General features: G+C 45.7%; 14 protein-coding genes. 5 read left to right on the forward strand and 9 right to left on the reverse strand.

Annotation, left to right across the window (positions count from 1 at the left end):
• Together ABJ384_RS14375 and dapB are read right to left on the reverse strand one after the other, a co-directional pair.
• On the reverse strand, positions 1-645 hold the full coding sequence (locus ABJ384_RS14375; protein WP_180042690.1) for an START domain-containing protein: 645 nt from the start codon (positions 643-645) through the stop codon (positions 1-3).
• A 58-nt stretch (positions 646-703) separates the two neighbouring features.
• Complete coding sequence (gene dapB, locus ABJ384_RS14380) at positions 704-1,525, reverse strand: 4-hydroxy-tetrahydrodipicolinate reductase (RefSeq protein ID WP_180042691.1); 822 nt, start codon at positions 1,523-1,525, stop codon at positions 704-706.
• 280 nt (positions 1,526-1,805) lie between these two features.
• Between dapB and ABJ384_RS14385 the strand changes: the two genes are divergently transcribed.
• On the forward strand, positions 1,806-2,054 hold the full coding sequence (locus ABJ384_RS14385; RefSeq protein WP_349928117.1) for a hypothetical protein: 249 nt from the start codon (positions 1,806-1,808) through the stop codon (positions 2,052-2,054).
• 62 nt (positions 2,055-2,116) lie between these two features.
• Here the strand turns inward: ABJ384_RS14385 and dnaJ are convergent, their stop codons facing one another.
• From dnaJ to ABJ384_RS14405, 4 genes are all read right to left on the reverse strand, one after another.
• Positions 2,117-3,229: a molecular chaperone DnaJ gene (dnaJ, locus tag ABJ384_RS14390; RefSeq protein ID WP_349928119.1), complete on the reverse strand. Its 1,113-nt coding sequence runs from the start codon at positions 3,227-3,229 to the stop codon at positions 2,117-2,119.
• A 107-nt stretch (positions 3,230-3,336) separates the two neighbouring features.
• Positions 3,337-3,714: a hypothetical protein gene (locus ABJ384_RS14395; protein ID WP_086176574.1), complete on the reverse strand. Its 378-nt coding sequence runs from the start codon at positions 3,712-3,714 to the stop codon at positions 3,337-3,339.
• Between the two features lie 133 nt (positions 3,715-3,847).
• The gene (locus tag ABJ384_RS14400) at positions 3,848-6,997 is read right to left on the reverse strand and encodes an efflux RND transporter permease subunit (RefSeq protein ID WP_349928121.1); all 3,150 of its coding nucleotides are present in this window, start codon (positions 6,995-6,997) and stop codon (positions 3,848-3,850) included.
• A complete protein-coding gene (locus tag ABJ384_RS14405; RefSeq protein ID WP_349928122.1) occupies positions 6,994-8,112 on the reverse strand; it encodes an efflux RND transporter periplasmic adaptor subunit in 1,119 nt (372 codons plus the stop codon). Before ABJ384_RS14405 ends, ABJ384_RS14400 begins: the two co-directional genes overlap by 4 nt.
• A gap of 146 nt (positions 8,113-8,258) precedes the next feature.
• On the opposite strand from ABJ384_RS14405, the gene ABJ384_RS14410 reads away from it, so the two are divergent.
• The 4 genes from ABJ384_RS14410 (at position 8,259) to ABJ384_RS14425 (ending at position 14,329) form a co-directional block, all read left to right on the forward strand.
• On the forward strand, positions 8,259-8,882 hold the full coding sequence (locus ABJ384_RS14410; RefSeq protein ID WP_086196778.1) for a TetR/AcrR family transcriptional regulator: 624 nt from the start codon (positions 8,259-8,261) through the stop codon (positions 8,880-8,882).
• Between the two features lie 149 nt (positions 8,883-9,031).
• Positions 9,032-11,716 (forward strand): phosphoenolpyruvate carboxylase, encoded by a 2,685-nt coding sequence (gene ppc, locus ABJ384_RS14415; RefSeq protein ID WP_349928124.1) that lies wholly within the window; start codon positions 9,032-9,034, stop codon positions 11,714-11,716.
• A 296-nt stretch (positions 11,717-12,012) separates the two neighbouring features.
• Positions 12,013-13,314: a solute carrier family 23 protein gene (locus ABJ384_RS14420; RefSeq protein WP_180043860.1), complete on the forward strand. Its 1,302-nt coding sequence runs from the start codon at positions 12,013-12,015 to the stop codon at positions 13,312-13,314.
• Between the two features lie 526 nt (positions 13,315-13,840).
• Positions 13,841-14,329, forward strand: coding sequence for a hypothetical protein (locus tag ABJ384_RS14425; RefSeq protein ID WP_166169684.1), 489 nt, complete (start codon positions 13,841-13,843; stop codon positions 14,327-14,329).
• A gap of 94 nt (positions 14,330-14,423) precedes the next feature.
• Here ABJ384_RS14425 and ABJ384_RS14430 read toward each other — a convergent pair whose 3' ends face one another.
• The 3 genes from ABJ384_RS14430 to ilvD form a co-directional block, all read right to left on the reverse strand.
• Positions 14,424-14,711: a chorismate mutase gene (locus ABJ384_RS14430; RefSeq protein WP_349928126.1), complete on the reverse strand. Its 288-nt coding sequence runs from the start codon at positions 14,709-14,711 to the stop codon at positions 14,424-14,426.
• On the reverse strand, positions 14,692-16,002 hold the full coding sequence (locus tag ABJ384_RS14435; protein ID WP_180043856.1) for a hypothetical protein: 1,311 nt from the start codon (positions 16,000-16,002) through the stop codon (positions 14,692-14,694). The genes ABJ384_RS14430 and ABJ384_RS14435 overlap by 20 nt, the downstream gene beginning before the upstream one ends.
• 69 nt (positions 16,003-16,071) lie before the next feature.
• Entirely contained in the window at positions 16,072-17,757 is a 1,686-nt protein-coding gene (ilvD, locus tag ABJ384_RS14440) for a dihydroxy-acid dehydratase (protein WP_180043854.1), read from the reverse strand.
• Positions 17,758-18,099: the final 342 nt, after the last annotated feature.

An 18,099-nucleotide genomic window follows, 5' to 3' on the forward strand; every position in this document is an offset into this window, starting at 1 on the left:
TTAGCGTAATGCTTCAGGTAACAGCGGAATACTTGATGGTTTAGCAAGTTCTGCCCTCATCTTTTGCAGCATCTGATAAGGCTGCTGCTGTACAAACATATTCACAAAGGTTAAAGGAATGGAACCTTCAGGATTGGCATAACCATAGGTGGAAACCTTGACTTTATTATTGGCTAATTTCTGAAAGGTCCAATCGCCTTCATAATGGGTTAAACGGATATAATCCGGATTTTTGGCATAGGCTTTATCAACCGCTTTATTCTTGATCGTGATGATGCCTTGAGCATCTTTTATCATTTTGCCTTGTACCACCAAATCACGGTCTTTCAGCGGAAAAGGAAAATCCAGCACCATATACAATAAAAATTCGCCTTTTTTATCATCGCGCGATAGCACTTTCACGCTGCCCATATACGGTACCCATTTCACCGCATGATCGACATCCAAAATCAGACCAACGGCCTTTTCAAAAGGCGTATCGTAGGTGGTTTCGGCTTTGTATAAAAATACCGGGTTTTGACTATTTTGATAGGTCCAGACTTTAATATTATTCTTGTGAATACTGAGCTTGGCATTATCGACAGGTTTAGCCTGTGCAGCAGCCAAACAGGCTACGGCACAAGCCATCAAGATCACTTTTTTCATTCCGTTGAGCTTCTTATTTTAATTTTGTTGTATTGTTATAAATGATTTTGACGATTTTTTATACCTGAATATCGTTAAAACCCAGTACGTCTTTCATATCATATTTGCGTGCTTCGCGGCCCACGACCCATGCTGCGGCACGAACCGCACCTGCGGCAAAGTTCATACGGTTGGTAGCTTTATGGGTAATTTCCACACGTTCGCCTTCACCAATAAACATCACGGTGTGCTCACCGACGATGTCACCACCACGAATGGTTTCAAAACCAATGGTTTGACGATCACGCGGGCCAGTATGACCTTCACGGCCATACACCGCGACTTCTTTTAAGTTACGGCCTAAAGTGTCGGCAATGGCTTCGCCCATCATCAGTGCTGTACCTGACGGTGCATCGACCTTATGACGGTGATGTGCTTCGATCACTTCAATATCCACAGTATCACCAAACACTTTAGACGCTAGCTCTAACAGTTTGATTGAAACGTTCACGCCAACCGAATAGTTGGCCGCATAGACCACCGGCGTTTCAGTTGCAGTATCTTCAAGATAGGCTTTTTGTTCGTCGTTCATGCCTGTGGTACCAATCACAATCGCCACGCCGGCTTCACGGCACAATTTTAAATGCTGGGCAGTTGCAACCGGTGCAGTAAAATCAATCACCACGTCACAGTCTTTTAATACGTCTTGCAGATTGCCCACAACCTTAACACCAACAGCACCAATACCGGCAAGCTCGCCTGCATCTGCACCAATCAGGCTGCTTTCAGGACGTTCAACTGCTGCTGCAAGTTGATAACCCGCTTCTTTAACTGCCTGAATAAGGATGCGTCCCATACGGCCGCCTGCACCCAATACACCAATGCGTGGAGCTGCTGACATAACATATTCCCAATGTTGATTTTAAATTGGTCTTACTATATCAAAACTCTGTACCGAGACTAAGTTTCAGCCTGAAATTTTTTATTTAAAAAAGAGAAACCGGTCATGACGAATGCTTATGCCAAAGCATGATGCAATGGCTCAACCCTGATTGGTTGCTGTATTGAAAGTTCAGCATTAAAAATAAATGATTTTGCTGCTGATTTTCATCTCCCTGTAAACATCACTGCGCAGACTACGCGACACGAGTGATAAAAAGATGAATTATAAGGAGATCAACATGCATTCGAAAAAAATCACGTTAACTGTTTTTATGGCAACCATCGTCAGCACAGCGTGGGCAGAACCGGCAATCCAAGCGGGAGATACTTTGGAAAGCTTATCGCAAGTCAAAATAAATATTCGTACCCATAGCGCTACACCGGCTCAAGCTGAAACTAATCCGGCAGCGACCAAGCAAGAACCGGCTGGCGAAGCAGCAACGCAATGGGTAGATGTCGAAGCTATTGACAAACCAATCATCGAATAAGCGCTTATAAAAAAGGGGGGAATATTGAATATTCCCCCCTTTTTTTCAAACTATGTCTGAAATTAATCAAACAGACCGAAGAACGATTTCTTCTTAGGCGATGATTTATTGTCATCACCATCCATCGTTTCTTGCAATTCTTTCAACAACTCACGTTGACGAGCAGTCAAATTCACCGGAGTTTCTACCACTACACGGCAAAGCAAGTCACCCTGCATGCTGGTACGTACCGGTTTAACCCCTTTACCACGCAAGCGGAACAGTTTGCCAGTTTGAGTGCCCTCAGGAATTTTCAGGCTGACACGGCCATCTAGGGTTGGAATCTGGATTTCTTTACCCAATGCAGCATCGGCAATAGATACCGGCACATCCATATACAGATCGGCACCATCACGCTGGAAGATGTCATGCTCGCGCACCACCACTTCTACGTATAGATCACCGGATTGACCATCACGGATTGCTTCGCCCTTACCGCTTAAACGTACGCGGTCGCCATTGTCCACACCAGCAGGAATGGTCACTTCAAGGGTTTGCTGACGGTCTTTTACACCAGAACCATGACAGGTGTTACATGGGTTCTTGATGATTTTACCCTGACCGCGACAGGTGCTACAGGTTTGCTGAACAGAGAAGAAACCTTGCTGCATACGCACTTGACCTGCACCATGACAGGTTTTACAGGTTTCAACATCGTTCGGATTTTTAGAGCCTTTACCATCACAGGTTTCACACGGTGCCGGCGCAGTAAATGTAATGGTTTTTTTCACGCCTTTGACCGCTTCTTCAAGGGTCAATTCCATCACGTAGCGCAGGTCTGATCCGCGACGTGCACGTTGCTGGCCACGGCCACCACCGCCACCAAATGCGCCACCAAAGATGTCGCCAAACTGACTAAAGATGTCTTCAGCGCTGAAACCACCACCGAAGCCACCACCGCCCATGCCGCCTTCAAAGGCATTGTGCCCCATACGGTCATACATGCTGCGTTTTTCACTGTCGGATAAAATTTCATAAGCTTCGGCAGCTTCTTTAAATTTTTCTTCAGCTTCAGGGTTGTCCGGGTTACGGTCTGGATGATATTTCATCGCCAACTTACGGTAGGCTTTTTTAATTTCATCATCACTAGCGGTTTTAGCGACGCCCAAAACCTCATAATAATCACGTTTAGCCATGTCTGGCGATGCTCCTCACGGAATTTTATTTAATACTTAACTGTGGTGTGAAATTGGGGACGGAAACAAATTTTACAAGGGAAAGAGGGGAAAAAAGTTTACTCGGATTAGAAAACGGCTTTATTTTTGAAAAACCGGGAGATTCCTTTCAGCCAGGCATTCAACAAGAATAAGAAGGCAATCATGGCGAAAACCACGCCTGCAACGGTACAACCTTTTACCCAAACTGCACTATCCCAATAAAAGAAAATCAGCGGAATAAACCAGAGTGCTGCAAAACATACCAAAATCATATAAATCACAATATTACGCATGATCCAGAGGGCTTGGGCTTCAAGCCAGACCTCCACTTCATCCACTTGTGTAACTTTACGCGCAAACCAATAAGCAAATATGCCACTAATCACAGTAAATAACGCGAAAAACATCAAGACATAGGAAATCGCAACGGAACGGCGAAGTCGGCTTAAGTTGTCTTGCTTCATGTGCGTTTCAACCCCATTTACCGCATGTTTAGAGTTTTAATATGCAGTAAATTGCTTGATAAAAATGTATACAAATATTAGGTGCTACTATATTGAAGTTTTCAACATTTCGCACCTGATTATTGTCAAAAAATTACTCCGTTTGGCTATTTTTTTTCACTTTAAACCATTGTGCATACAATGCCGGTAAAAAGAACAGCGTCAACAGGGTCGCCACAATCAAGCCCCCCATAATCGCCACCGCCATCGGACCAAAGAAAATACTGCGGGAGAGTGGAATCATCGCCAATACTGCGGCCAGAGCAGTCAGCACAATCGGGCGGCAACGACGTACGGTTGCATCGATAATGGCATTCCAGGGATCATGTCCAGCCTGAATGTCCTGTTCAATCTGGTCAATCAGGATTAAAGAATTGCGCATGATCATGCCAGAGAGTGCAATGGTTCCCAGCATTGCCACAAAACCAAAGGGTTTATTCAGCAATAATAGAAACAGTACCACCCCAATCAGGCCTAAAGGTGCCGTCAAAAAGACGATAAATGCACGAGACATACTCTTGAGCTGAATCATCAGCAAGGTCATCACCACCGCCAGAAAAAACGGCATACCGGCATTGACCGAGTTTTGTCCACGAGCCGACTCTTCGACCGTACCACCCACTTCAACCAGATAACCGCTTGGCAATTCGGCCCGCAGCTGATCCATTTTATCGGCAAGTTGCCCGACCACGGTGGCAGGCTGCAACTTGGTCCGAATATCGGCACGTACGGTAATGGTCGGCAAACGGTTACGATGCCAGATCAGGCCATCTTCAAATTTATATTCAATTTTGGCAATTTGCGCGAGAGGTACAGAACCACCATTGGCAGTTGGTACAGCCAGACTGGACAAAGATTCCACATTGATGCGTTCGTTCTGGTCTCCACGCAAACGGATTTCAATCAGTTCACGTTTTTCACGATACTGGTTAATCACAGCACCACTGATGGAACTGTTCAGGAATTGTGACAAATCTAAAGTTGATACTCCCATTTGACGGGCGCGATCCTGATCAATATTCAGCTGAATGACCTTACTCGGTTCGCCCCAGTCCAGATGAACATTGGTAGTGTTCGGATTCTCTGCAATGACGGCGGAAACCTTATGTGCCCATTGACGCACCAGATTCAGGTCTTCACCGGAAACGCGATACTGCAATGGATAACCCACAGGCGGACCATTTTCCAACAGCGAGACCCGGGTACGCACATCCGGCAGCAATTTACGGATTTCATGATCTAAAGATTTGCGGATTTCATCGCGGTCATCTAAGGACGAAGCCAAAACCACAAACTGTGCAAAACTGGCTTGTGGCAATTGCTGGTCCAGTGGCAAGTAGAAGCGGGTGGAACCCGTGCCGACATAGGCCACATAATTGTCGATGCCTTGTTTGGTCGACAGGAATTTTTCTACCTTTTTCACGGCATTTTCTGTGGCCGTGAGCGATGCCCCTTCTTCCAGCTTTAAATCGACCAGAATTTCGGCACGGTTGGACGGCGGGAAAAACTGCTGGGGTACCAGTTTAAACATCAGCACCGACAGCACAAAAATACCCACCGTGGTTGCAATCACGGTTTTACGGTAGGTTATACACTGACCCACCCAGCTTCTAAATTTTTGATAAAACCTTGTTTGATAAGGATCATGATGCTCACCGGCATGGTACACGACCGGCTGAGGTTCAGGTTGCCTGCGTAAGCGCGCCCATAAGCGCTGATACCATGGCGCTTTTTGCAGCAGGTCTTGATTAAAATCGGGCAGCAGTTTATCGCCCAGATAGGGGACAAAAAGGACTGCTGCAAACCAAGACACCACCAAGGCAATCGTCACCACCTGGAAAATGGAACGGGTATATTCACCGGTACTGGACGCAGCAGTAGCAATCGGTAAAAATCCGGCTGCGGTAATCAGAGTGCCTGTCAGCATGGGAAAAGCCGTGGTTTTCCAAGCAAAACCTGCCGCCTCCAGCCGGCTATAGCCCTGCTCCATTTTTACGGCCATCATTTCAATGGCAATAATGGCGTCATCCACCAATAAACCGAGCGCCAGAATTAAAGCGCCCAGTGAAATTTTATGCAGTCCGACATCGAATAGATTCATGCCGGCAAAGGTCATGGCCAGCACAAGTGGAATGGAAAATGCCACCACCAGACCGGTACGAAAACCTAGGGAAAAGAAGCTGACCAGCAGGACAATAATCACCGCTTCTGCCAGCACTTTCATGAATTCATTCACGCTGCGTTTCACCGCAACCGGTTGGTCGGAAACTTTTTTTAGCTGCATGCCCAAGGGCAAAGATTTTTGCAAATGGGCAAATTCAGCCTCTAAATTTTTACCCAAAGCCAGAATGTCGCCACCTTTGCGCATGGATACGGCAATGCCAATCCCGTTTTCGCCCATAAAACGCATGCGTGGCTGGGCCGGCTCGCTAAAGCCACGATAAATGTCCGCAACATCGCCCAGCTGAATGGTTTTTCCTGCCACCAACAGGGGCATTTGTTTAAGTTCATCAATACTTTTTAATTGACCGCTGACCCGCATCTGAATGCGGTCGGTGCCAGTTTCAAAAAAGCCGGCACTGGCCACGGTATTTTGTTGTTGCAGGGCTTGCTGAATAGTTGTGACCGGAATGCCGAGCTGTACCGCTTTGGTATTGGACAGTTCAATCCAGATTTTCTGGTCTTGCAGGCCTACCAGATTGACCTTGCCGACATCCTTGACCCGTTGCAATTGCAGTTGCAGACGGTCGGCATATTCCTTCAATATGGCATAGTCATAATCTTTGCCGGTCAGGACATAGATATTTCCAAAGGTATCGCCAAATTCATCATTAAAAAACGGCCCCTGCACCCCACTCGGCAATTGATGCTGGATATCGCCCACTTTTTTGCGCACCTGATACCAGACATCGGGAATCTGGTTTGAGCGCAGCGAATCTTTGGCGACAAACGTCACCAGTGATTCACCGGGACGCGAATAGGCCATGATGCGTTCGTAATTACCGGTACTCATCAACTCCTTTTCGATGCGGTCAGTGACTTGCAACGACACTTCCTGTGCGGTTGCGCCCGGCCAGTAGGTCTGAATCACCATCACCTTAAAGGTAAACGGCGGATCTTCACTTTGGGCCAGTTTGGAATAGGAAACAATGCCGACAATGCCGAGTAGCAGCATGAAATAAAAAATCAAACCTTTATTTTTCAGGGCCCATTCCGACAGGTTAAAGTTCGAGCCTAAATTCATGATGCAGCTCCTGCCCGAATTTTCACGGCACGATTTTCCCGGTCGATCGGCTGGATTTTCTGTTTTTCACGCAATAAATGCACACCGCCAATCACCACATAATCTTGCGGATTCAGACCGGACAATACCGGCACACTGTCACGACCATAGGCTCCTAGGTTCACGGCCACCTTATGAATGGTCTGGTCCGGTTTCACCACCCAGACATAGGCCTGCTGACCATTGGCCGAGACACTGGACAACGGCACACTGAGTACATTGTTTTGGCTATTGTTAAAAAATACCCGCGCACTCTGGCCCAGCTGAATGGCAGCATTGCCTTCACGCAAAGCGACTTTGACACTAAAAGTTCGGGACTGATCGGCTGCCGGAGAAATTTCACGCACATAGCCGGCAAATTTATCTTCAGGTTTGGACCATAAAGTGACCCATGCCGTCTGACCGACTTTAATCTCTGCAATGGCCTGTTCCGGCACCCCGATCACCACTTCACGATCACCGGCAATCGCCATCTGATAAGCAGCCTGTCCCGCAGCGACCACCTGCCCCACTTCAATGTTACGCGCGGTAATCACGCCATTTTTATTGGCAATCAGCTGGTTATAACCGGTTTGGTTACTCGTAACCTGATAATTGGACTGCACCTGTTTCAGCGCGGACATCGCTGACTTATACTGATTATCCACCGCATCATATTGCGAACGGCTGACCGCATTCATCGGCAGCAATTGCTTAAAGCGCTGCCGTTCATCTGCGGCAATTTTTGCTGCCGACTGAGCACTTTCCAGTTGAGCTTTTGCTGCATTGAGCTGCAGCTGGGCATCTTTCACATCGAGTTTTGCCAGCACCTGCCCCACCTTGACCTGATCGCCCACATCGACATAACGTTCGATAATCTGTCCGCCCACCCGAAAGGCCAAAGCTGTTTGCTGGCGTGCCTGCACATCTCCGGCATAGCTTTTCTGTTCATTATGAGTACTGTTCGGCTGAGTCACCATCACAAACGGGACCTGTTCTGTTTCGGTTGCCTCCGTGCTGCAGCCCAATAAAGTCACACTGCAAATAATCATCATGCTGACCAGGGCGGTTTTTACTGCAATCTTTACTGTGCTCATGAAGTTGGCTCTTATCTCAAAATGTTTTTTAAGGCAAAATAAGTATTATCTTAAACTGATCGTTTTTTAATTAATATACCTACCGGTACATTAATTGGAAATCGAGGGTCAAATCAATGACCTTTTTCATTTTTTTGGAAAAAATTGTGCAAATAAATGTGGGTCGCCCCAAAGACTTAGAAAAACGTCAGCGCATTTTAACTGCAGCAAAAAGCTTATTTTTAAGGTGTGGCTACCATGGTTCCAGCATGAACCAGATTGCCCAGGAAGCAGGTGTCACCAAACTGACGGTCTACAATCACTTTCAGGATAAAGCCAATTTATTTGTTTGTGCCATTGTTGCCACATGCGAAGAATTACTCAGTGCTCGCCCCTTAAACCTGCAAGCCGACAGTAATTTTTATCAAGAATTTGTGCATGCCTGTGAGCTGGCCCTCAATATCACCAATTTGCCTGAAGCCATCAAACTGGAACGCTTATTGGTAGAACTGGCGGCGGAACAAAATCCACTGGCACAGACATTTTATAATGCCTGCCATCTGCGTATGAATGCACTGTGGGAAAACTTTTTTCAGCAGGCTATCGAATTGGGCTTTATTCAGCCAGAAGCTTTAAAAAACCTGACCTTACTGATCCTTTCTTTACTGTTGGGCCTGCGCCATCATGAAGTGCTGCTTGGGGTGCGGGAAGTTCCAACTGCTGAAGAGAAACAGCAGATTATCTTGAACAGTATTGAGATCTTTATGCTGAAATATCAGAAAAAACCGTAAAATCTGTAATTCCATTTTCCTGACTGCACCAACGGCAACTCAATTGCTAGTTTTAGCAGCAAAAAATTACCGACTTTTGTCTGCCCCCTACTTGGAATGTCATTGAATCGGGGTATATTCAAAGGAGTAGCCTAGGAGAATGAAAAAAAATGATTCAACAAATTGATGCTCCACTGCGTGAGGATGTACGCTTACTTGGGAACTTACTGGGAGAAACCCTCAAGGAACATGCGGGACAAGATTTGTTTAATCAGGTGGAGCAGATTCGTGCCCTGTCCAAAGGTGCACGTGATGGGCAGGTAGAAGCCGAAAAACAGCTTGAACAACTATTCCTGAGTCTGGAAGATGATGAGATTCTTCCACTTACCCGTGCATTCACCCACTTTCTGAATTTTGCCAATATTGCCGAACAGTACAATGTAGTTCGAAGTCGTCGTCAAAGCGAATTCGATGAACATGCACCCTCTCCCAATCCGCTCGATCATCTGTTCCAGAAATTTAAAGATCACGAAATTTCAGCCGACACCCTATTCAAGCAAATCTGTGAACTGAAAATTGAACTGGTGTTGACTGCACATCCGACTGAAGTCAGCCGTCGTACCTTAATTCAAAAATATGATGATATTAATGACTGCCTGTTTAAGTCTGATCAACAAAAACTGACCCCACGTGAACGCAAAGCCGTACTGCAAGAACTCAAACAACTGATTTGTTCCGCTTGGCAGACCGATGAAATCCGCCAGCACCGGCCAACCCCAGTCGATGAAGCGAAATGGGGCTTTACCACTATTGAACAAACCCTATGGAATGCCATTCCCAAATTCATCCGCGAACTGGATGAAATGGTTGAAGATCACTGTAGCCAGCGTTTACCTTTAACCGTTGCACCGGTGCGTTTTGCCTCCTGGATGGGCGGTGACCGTGACGGCAACCCGAACGTCACGCATAACATTACCCAGGAAGTACTCTGGCTGTCGCGCTGGAAAGCGGCTGATTTATATCTGCGTGATATGGAAGACCTGCGCTGGGAACTGTCGATTCAAAACTGCAGCGATGAACTGATGCAGGCACTGGGCCATAGCCACCCCGAACCCTACCGTGAATATCTGCGGGATACCCGCGAACGCCTTAAAGCCACCCGTCACTGGCTGGCGCAAAAACTGCAAGGTCAAGATGCCGATGATAGCCATGTCATTAAAAGCAAAGATGAATTATTACAGCCTTTATTGCTGTGCTACCGTTCACTGATTACCTGCAACCTGCCGGAAATTGCCAATGGCAAACTGCTGGACTTTATCCATCGCGTCAACTGCTTTGGCATTGAACTGCTGAAACTGGATATCCGTCAGGAATCTGGTCGCCATCGCCAGGCCATTTCTGCCATTACTGAATATCTGGGTCTAGGCAATTTTGAAACCTGGACCGAACAGGCACGCCAAAACTTCCTGTTGCAGGAATTGCAAAGCAAACGTCCGTTGTTGCCTAAACATCTGAATGAACCGAAACAAAGCCTGATTGAACATCCGGATGTCCAGGAAGTGTTTGCCACCATGCGCACGCTGGCCGAACAACCGGAAGAAAGTCTGGGTGCGTATATTATTTCCATGGCGGAATATCCGAGTGATGTCTTGGCCGTGTTATTGCTGCAAAAAGAAGCCGGTATCAAGCATCCACTTCGTGTAGTTCCGCTGTTTGAAACCCTGAAAGATCTGGACGGTGCAGCCAGTACCATGAATACCCTGTTCAATATGCATTGGTACAAACAGCATATTCAGGGCAAGCACGAGGTGATGATTGGCTATTCCGACTCAGCCAAAGATGCCGGATTTATGTCTGCCAATTGGGCTCAGTACCGTGCACAGGAAGAACTGACTGCGATTGCAAAAAAACATGCCGTACAACTCACCCTGTTCCATGGCCGCGGTGGTTCCATCAGCCGCGGGGGTGCTCCGACCCAGCAAGCACTGTTTTCACAACCGCCAGGCTCGATTTCCGGTGCCATTCGCGTGACCGAACAAGGGGAAATGATCCGCTTCAAGTTTGGTCTGGAAGGCATTGCCTTACAAAATCTGGAGATTTATACCGCAGCCACTTTAGAGGCAACCTTATTGCCACCACCGGTGCCTAAGGATGAATGGCGTGAACTGATGCATAGCATGACCGATTTGTCGGTACAGGTGTATCGTCAAACCGTGCGTGAAAATCCACATTTTGTAAAATACCTGCGTACGGTTACACCGGAACTGGAATTGCAAATGTTACCACTCGGTTCACGCCCGGCAAAACGCAAGGTCAGCGGCGGGATTGAATCCTTACGTGCCATTCCCTGGGTCTTTGCCTGGACCCAAATCCGTCTGATGCTTCCAGCTTGGCTAGGCACTGGAGCAGCCATTAACCAGGTGATTCATCAAGGGCAAAAACCACTGTTGGATGAGATGCTGCAACAATGGCCATATTTCCAGACCCTGATTGACATGCTGGAAATGGTATTGTCCAAAGCAGATAGTAATGTCGCCTTATATTACGAATCACATTTGACCGAGGATGAAGACTTAAAAGTCCTGGGCAATGAACTGCGTCAGCGCTTAAAAGATGCGGTACAAACCTTGCTGGCGCTGAAAGGTGAATCCAAACTGCTCAGCAGCAATGAAGTACTGGACCAGTCTATGCGGGTACGCAAACCGTATTTACTGCCGCTGCATTTACTCCAGGCGGAACTGATGAAACGCCGTCGTCGCTATCTGGCAGAACGTCAGGCAGAACATACTCCAGTCGATCATGCCTTAATGGTGAGTATTGCCGGGATTGCAGCCGGATTGCGTAATACCGGTTAAATTCTGATTTCTCATAGAAAAAGCACATTCCTGCAATGTGCTTTTTTCAACCTTATGGTCAAAAGTTTCCCATTATTTTTATAAATAAAACAAAAAATATTTATGAATGTATCACCCCATCTTCATACCTATTAACTATTGATTTAGCGTTATTTTTAATTATTAAAATTTTTATCACATGGTAAAAATATTTGAAAAGTCATGGTATTAGTATAAATAAAATTTTGTTTCAATGATTAAATCTTCCAAAAAAGAAGCGTATGATGTGCACAATTTATTTTTAGAGTGCTCAAAAAATGTCCAATTGGTTTCCCAAATGGCGCCCGTACGAAGGCAGTATCGATGCACGTCCTGTCGGTACCAATGAATACCTTCCACCTGCACAAAGTGTAGTTTTGGGTGTACAACATGCTTTTGCCATGTTTGGGGCGACTGTACTTGCACCCTTCCTGATGGGGTTTGATCCTAATCTGGCTATTTTAATGTCAGGCATCTGTACCATCCTGTTTTTCCTGATGACCGGGGGACGTGTGCCGAGTTATCTGGGTTCCAGCTTTGCTTTTATTGGGGTGGTCATTGCAGCAACGGGTTATGCCGCTTCGGGTACGGGTGCACCCAATACCAATCTGGCCCTGGCCGCTGGCGGTATTATGGCCTGCGGTATTCTGTATGCCATTTTTGGTTTTATTGTGATGGCAACCGGAACCAAATGGATTGAAAAACTCATGCCACCTGTAGTGACCGGTGCTGTGGTCATGATCATCGGCCTGAATTTGGCACCGGTGACTGTTAAAGGCGTAGCAGGGAATAACTTCAATATGTGGATGTCACTGGTCACCGTGATGTGCATGGGTTCTATTGCAGTATTTACCAAAGGCCTGCTGCAACGTCTGCTGTTATTGATCGGTTTATTACTGGCTTACTTAATTTATTATATTGTTTCCAATGTGATGGGACATGGCACACCAATTAATTTTGCTCCAATTCAACAGGCAGACTGGTTTGGTATTCCTACCTTCCACTCACCGGTATTCGATGCCAATGCCATGCTAATTATTGCGCCGATTGCCTTGATTTTAGTGGCTGAAAACCTGGGGCATATTAAAGCAGTAGGTGCCATGACCGGTGAAAACCTTGATCCGCATATTGGTAAAGCCTTTGTTGCCGATGGTCTTGCAACCACTTTATCAGGTGGTGTCGGTGCTCCGGGGATGACTACGTATGGTGAAAATATTGGCGTGATGGCGGTGACTCGTGTCTATTCAACCATCATCTTTGTTTTTGCCGGTGTATTTGCGGTTTTCTTGGGACTTTCACCAAAATTTGGTGCCATTATCCATACCATTCCGACTGCTATCTTAACTGGTGCATCGATTGTGGTCTTCGGTTTAATTACCATTGCCGGTGCAAAAATCTGGATTGAAAACAAGGTTGATTTCTCTAAAAACAAAAACCTGATGGTGGCTGCGGTGACTATTATTTTAGGCACCGGTGACTTTGCCCTGCAATTCGGCAACTTTAATCTGGGGGGTATTGGTACCGCTACGTTTGCAGCCCTCATCCTGAACTGGTTCTTTAGCCTGGGCGATAAATCATAAAGATAAATACACATTTTCAGGCAGCCGCAAGGCTGCTTTTTTTATGTTTGAGATTGAGGAAATTTGAATATGAGGAGTTAAAAAGTCACCCTGTTCCAGACTAAATCTCAAGAAAAAGCTAAGGCTTTTGCGACTGCAAAGAATAAAAATATCCACTATAAATATGACAAAATATTAATTTTTGATTAATAATTAAGCAAGTAATTGCATGTTTACATAATAAATCCATCAATTATTAATATATTATTAAGTTGATCTTAACTACATGATTTACTAACTAACTTGTCCTTATTTTCTGTCCTGATTGCGGCAAATTTAGCGCTTTTCTCGTCCTAAATTGGTTATTTATCATACTAAAACAGGTGGATTTTCAAATAAAAGCTCTTTAAAGTACGCGCTTCGCATGAATGGGCTATGTAATAACATTGCATTTGTACCATTGAAAGAAAGAATATTCGGGTTTTAGTTCTGAAAAATGCTGTCTATTTTTTCTAAAAGTAATTGAAAATCAGGTAGAGATTGAAGAATGATTTATGATGGACATCATAGCAATATGATTAATGCTGCGGATCAGAATACGGCGGTAATCTCGCAAAATTTCCAGAAAAACCAGGCAGGTTCAGGCGCTAAAAATTCCAAAAATAAAGGCATTCCCTTTCTGGATGTACGTAAATTCACACAAAAGTTACATAGCATGTCGTCGGCGACCAGTACCAAAAAATGTGCACGAAGCATCCGCATTGCACTACAGTCAGCAGGTGCCCGAATTTTGAATCATCCAGTGGCAGCTGCAGATTGGGGACATACCCTCCAGGCAATTGGCTATAAAAAAATCAACCCTTCTTTTGATCATCCGCAAGAAGGTGATATCTATATTATCAACAGAACCCAGAAGCATGTTTACGGCCATATTGCTGCCTATACCGGCCGCCAATGGGTATCTGATTTCCGCCAAAACAGTCATGCGGTTTATAAGAATGATCAGGTCCGCTATACCTATTACCGTCTGGTGTAACAGATGAAATAGCGCGGTTCAGACACTTTTTCAGGTGTCTTTTTTATTGGACAGGTTGAGCTTTTATATTGAGCTTATACCACGCGCAATCAAATTATGGTCGGATTTCTCTCAATTCGCGCTGAATAAAACGCTGGATCATTTCACGATATAAATATTCCACCAGATCAGGATCGGTTCCCAGGTCTAGCGCTTGTGCACGTACTTTCTGAATGACCTGCTCGACCCGTTCCGGAGATTGTACGTCCTGTACAGTACGCTTAAAACGCGTAGCCTGATCGACATAAAACTGACGGGTGGCAATCATCTCAATCAGCGCAGTATCAATGGCATCAATCTGTGCACGGGCCTGTTCTAAAGACTCACATTTCTCTTTCTTCATCTTTGCTATCATCATTTTCACTTTTATATTGGTCTTCTAAAACATTACTAAAAATACTTTCGATCATCCAGACCCGGTACAAACTATTAAACACATAACTTTGACCATCAATGCGCAGTTCGAGCACAGGAAAATCGGGCTGAGACTTCATTTCACAGAGTATGTCATTTTCTTTTAATTTGGCAGCAATATCTTCAGTACTCAGTTCATTGATCTCTAAATCACGCTTGATCTGGTCAAAATGCGGCCTGAATGACAGGTCTTTGCCTTTGGTCCAGACTGACTGCAAAATGCTGTACATGGCTTCCACACGCTGCTCTTCAGGCACGCTATAAAACAGTTTCGCCATCTCATAAGTTGCTTGCTGGGTAGGACGGCAAAACGGGGTAAATTTCACTTCGGTACGTTTGGACAAGCGTGTCGCCAGCCCCCAGTCAAACAGGTCCCGTCCGTGATAAGACAGCGGGTAAACATTGAGATGAATATTATAAAAATTGGCCAGCTCTTCTTTAATATAGGCCAACAAGAGCCAGGAAATCGGGTCTTCCAGAGCAATATATAAATCCAGTTCCGGATCCAGTGCCTGAATTTCATTCAGTTCTTCGGCATCACTGATCAGATGTTCACGCCATTCAATATGGTTGATCAGGAAAATCGGATTACCAGTGAGTAATTTTTGTTGTTTTAAACGGCGGGTTAAACGCAGCAGATCATCCACCGCATGATACTTGCGCTCCCCAAATTCAAAATAGCTGACCAAAACTTCGTTATCGTTAAAAATTCGTTCCGGAAAATTCTGCGCTGGATGATGGCGGCTGGCCATGGCATGTAAAGTACGCAATTTGCCATACTGTTTTTGCCATAGCATGTGGAACACGTCTTCGAGTAAATACAGGAAATCCTGGCCGCGTAAGGGAGTATTGCGAAGGATTGTTTCTGCTTGAGCAATGGCCTCAAGCGGCGGCTGTTCGGGGGTTTCATGGAAACTAAAACGATGCTGTTTGGACAGAATTTTGGCATCGTTCAGGCAGTAATTTTGCCACTCCATTTCTGACATGTTATTGGGAGGTTCTGCCGTTCGACTGGAAATGATCACCTTTAAGGGTTTGATCTCATCACTCAAGATTTCTTCAAGTTCAGGTAACTGCTGTGCAGCCAGATAGCTATAGACATCATCCAGACGCAAGTGGATGGTTAAACCCTGCTCCGTAGATAATTCCACCTGACGGGTCGGCTTTTGATAAAACCAACTCGATCGAAGTGGATCAAACCAACGGCGTAACAGTGACATGAGATCAGCCTCGAAAAAAAACCCTTGTGTGCTACAAGGGTTTATAACAATTTGTTAGGTAATGATCAATTATACATCTAAATTTAGATCGGTCACTGCCCCTTTTTCAGCACCTGTAGTCAATTTGGCAAACTTCGCCAAAGCACCATAGCGATAATTCGGTTCAGGCTTGACCCAGGCTGCTTTACGCGCTGCCAGTTCTGCATCGGAAATATGCAGTGTCATTTCACGGGTTTCGGCATTAATGGAAATTTTATCGCCATTTTTCACCAGACCAATCGGCCCGCCTTCATAGGCTTCAGGCGTGACATGACCTATCACAAAGCCATGGCTGCCACCTGAGAAACGGCCATCGGTGAGTAGCGCTACAGATTTTCCTAAGCCCTTACCAATAATGGCCGAGGTCGGTTTAAGCATTTCCGGCATACCGGGTCCGCCTTTAGGCCCTTCACCACGAATCACCACCACTTCGCCTTCCTGCACTTCACCATCTAAAATACCACGCATGGCACCAATTTCGCCTTCGAACACGCGTGCCGGACCTTCAAAATACAGGCCTTCTTTACCTGTAATTTTTGCTACCGCACCCGTTGGTGACAGGTTGCCTTTTAGCACCACCAGATGCGAGTCTTTTTTGATGGGTGCATCAAAGGGCAAAATAATTTGCTGACCTTCTGGATAATCTTCTACATCTGCCAGATTTTCAGCCAAGGTTTTACCGGTTACGGTTAAGCAGGAACCATCCAGCATGCCGGCATTCAGCATGCGTTTCATCAGCGGCTGAATCCCGCCAATCGCAATCAGTTCCGACATCAGATATTTGCCCGATGGACGCACATCCGCCACCACAGGAATGTCTTTCCCAATGCGTACAAAATCGTCCAGAGTCAGTTCCACACCTGCAGTATGGGCCATCGCCAACAGATGCAGCACCCCATTGGTAGAACCACCCAGCGCAATCAGCACTTTAATCGCATTTTCAAAGGCTGCCTTGGTCATGATGTCACGCGGTTTAATGTCCAGACGTAACAAGTTCATCACCGCTTCACCGGCACGCAGACAGTCAATTTTTTTCTCTTCAGACACCGCTTCCTGCGCCGATGAACCCGGTAAGCTCATGCCTAAGGCTTCAATTGCAGAAGCCATCGAGTTGGCAGTATACATGCCGCCACAGGAACCTGGTCCCGGCAATGCGACTTCTTCAATCTGCTTGACCTGAATCTCGTTGATTTCGCCTTTGGCATGCTGACCCACGGCTTCAAACACAGAAATCATGTCGGTATGGCCAGCACCCGGTTTAATGGTTCCACCATAAATAAACAGACCTGGGCGATTTAAACGCGCCAAGCCCATGATACAGCCCGGCATATTCTTGTCACAGCCACCAATCGCAATCACGCCATCATAAGCCTGACAGCCGACAACTGCTTCAATCGAATCGGCAATAATTTCACGGGACAGCAATGAGTATTTCATTCCTTCGGTACCATTTGAGATCCCGTCAGAAATGGTAATGGTATTGAAGATAATCCCCTTGCCATTTGCGGCATTCACGCCTCTTTCCACTTCACGCGCCAAGCCATCGATATGCATATTACAAGGCGTGACATTGGCCCAAGTCGAAGCAATACCAATAAAAGGCCGGCTAAAGTCGGCATCTTTAAAACCAGTCGCGCGCATCATGGAACGTGCCGGCGCATTTTCAATGCCTTCGTAAACCGGGGCAGAGTGCTCACGGATATTATCTTTACTCATTGGTTTCTTCCTTGGCGATGACTGATTTTCAGCTTCAGTCTTTGGCAAATTATTCTAAGATCATTGTATAGAAGGCATACGATATGTAAAAGCAGAACTCTGTTGTAGAGAAGCTCTTATTAAATGTTTTTTAATCAAACCAGATCACATAATGAAAGGTAAAAAATTCTTTAATTGAGATATTTTAATCAGTCAATTAGTACAAATTTCTTAGTGTCTAGGAACTTACGACGGAGTCTTACCGGATAAAATTAAATATTTGGAGCTCGTATGTTACTTTTGTTTCGGCAAAAGTAACCAAAACCATTTGTCATCCGCAAAACTCGACCATTGCTCCCAACT

It is taken from the genome of Acinetobacter sp. A1-4-2 (genome assembly GCF_040233925.1).
Classification (GTDB): domain Bacteria; phylum Pseudomonadota; class Gammaproteobacteria; order Pseudomonadales; family Moraxellaceae; genus Acinetobacter.

Bases quoted from the DNA above. Each gene is read 5' to 3' on its own strand.
- ABJ384_RS14400 (WP_349928121.1), bottom strand. From the start codon at position 6,997: ATGAATTTAGGCTCGAACTTTAACCTGTCGGAATGGGCCCTGAAAAAT.
- ABJ384_RS14420 (WP_180043860.1), top strand. From the start codon at position 12,013: ATGTCCAATTGGTTTCCCAAATGGCGCCCGTACGAAGGCAGTATCGAT.
- ppc (WP_349928124.1), top strand. From the start codon at position 9,032: ATGATTCAACAAATTGATGCTCCACTGCGTGAGGATGTACGCTTACTT.
- ABJ384_RS14435 (WP_180043856.1), bottom strand. From the start codon at position 16,002: ATGTCACTGTTACGCCGTTGGTTTGATCCACTTCGATCGAGTTGGTTT.
- dnaJ (WP_349928119.1), bottom strand. From the start codon at position 3,229: ATGGCTAAACGTGATTATTATGAGGTTTTGGGCGTCGCTAAAACCGCT.
- dapB (WP_180042691.1), bottom strand. From the start codon at position 1,525: ATGTCAGCAGCTCCACGCATTGGTGTATTGGGTGCAGGCGGCCGTATG.
- ABJ384_RS14430 (WP_349928126.1), bottom strand. From the start codon at position 14,711: ATGAAGAAAGAGAAATGTGAGTCTTTAGAACAGGCCCGTGCACAGATT.
- ABJ384_RS14385 (WP_349928117.1), top strand. From the start codon at position 1,806: ATGCATTCGAAAAAAATCACGTTAACTGTTTTTATGGCAACCATCGTC.
- ABJ384_RS14425 (WP_166169684.1), top strand. From the start codon at position 13,841: ATGATTTATGATGGACATCATAGCAATATGATTAATGCTGCGGATCAG.
- ABJ384_RS14405 (WP_349928122.1), bottom strand. From the start codon at position 8,112: ATGAGCACAGTAAAGATTGCAGTAAAAACCGCCCTGGTCAGCATGATG.
- ABJ384_RS14375 (WP_180042690.1), bottom strand. From the start codon at position 645: ATGAAAAAAGTGATCTTGATGGCTTGTGCCGTAGCCTGTTTGGCTGCT.
- ilvD (WP_180043854.1), bottom strand. From the start codon at position 17,757: ATGAGTAAAGATAATATCCGTGAGCACTCTGCCCCGGTTTACGAAGGC.
- ABJ384_RS14395 (WP_086176574.1), bottom strand. From the start codon at position 3,714: ATGAAGCAAGACAACTTAAGCCGACTTCGCCGTTCCGTTGCGATTTCC.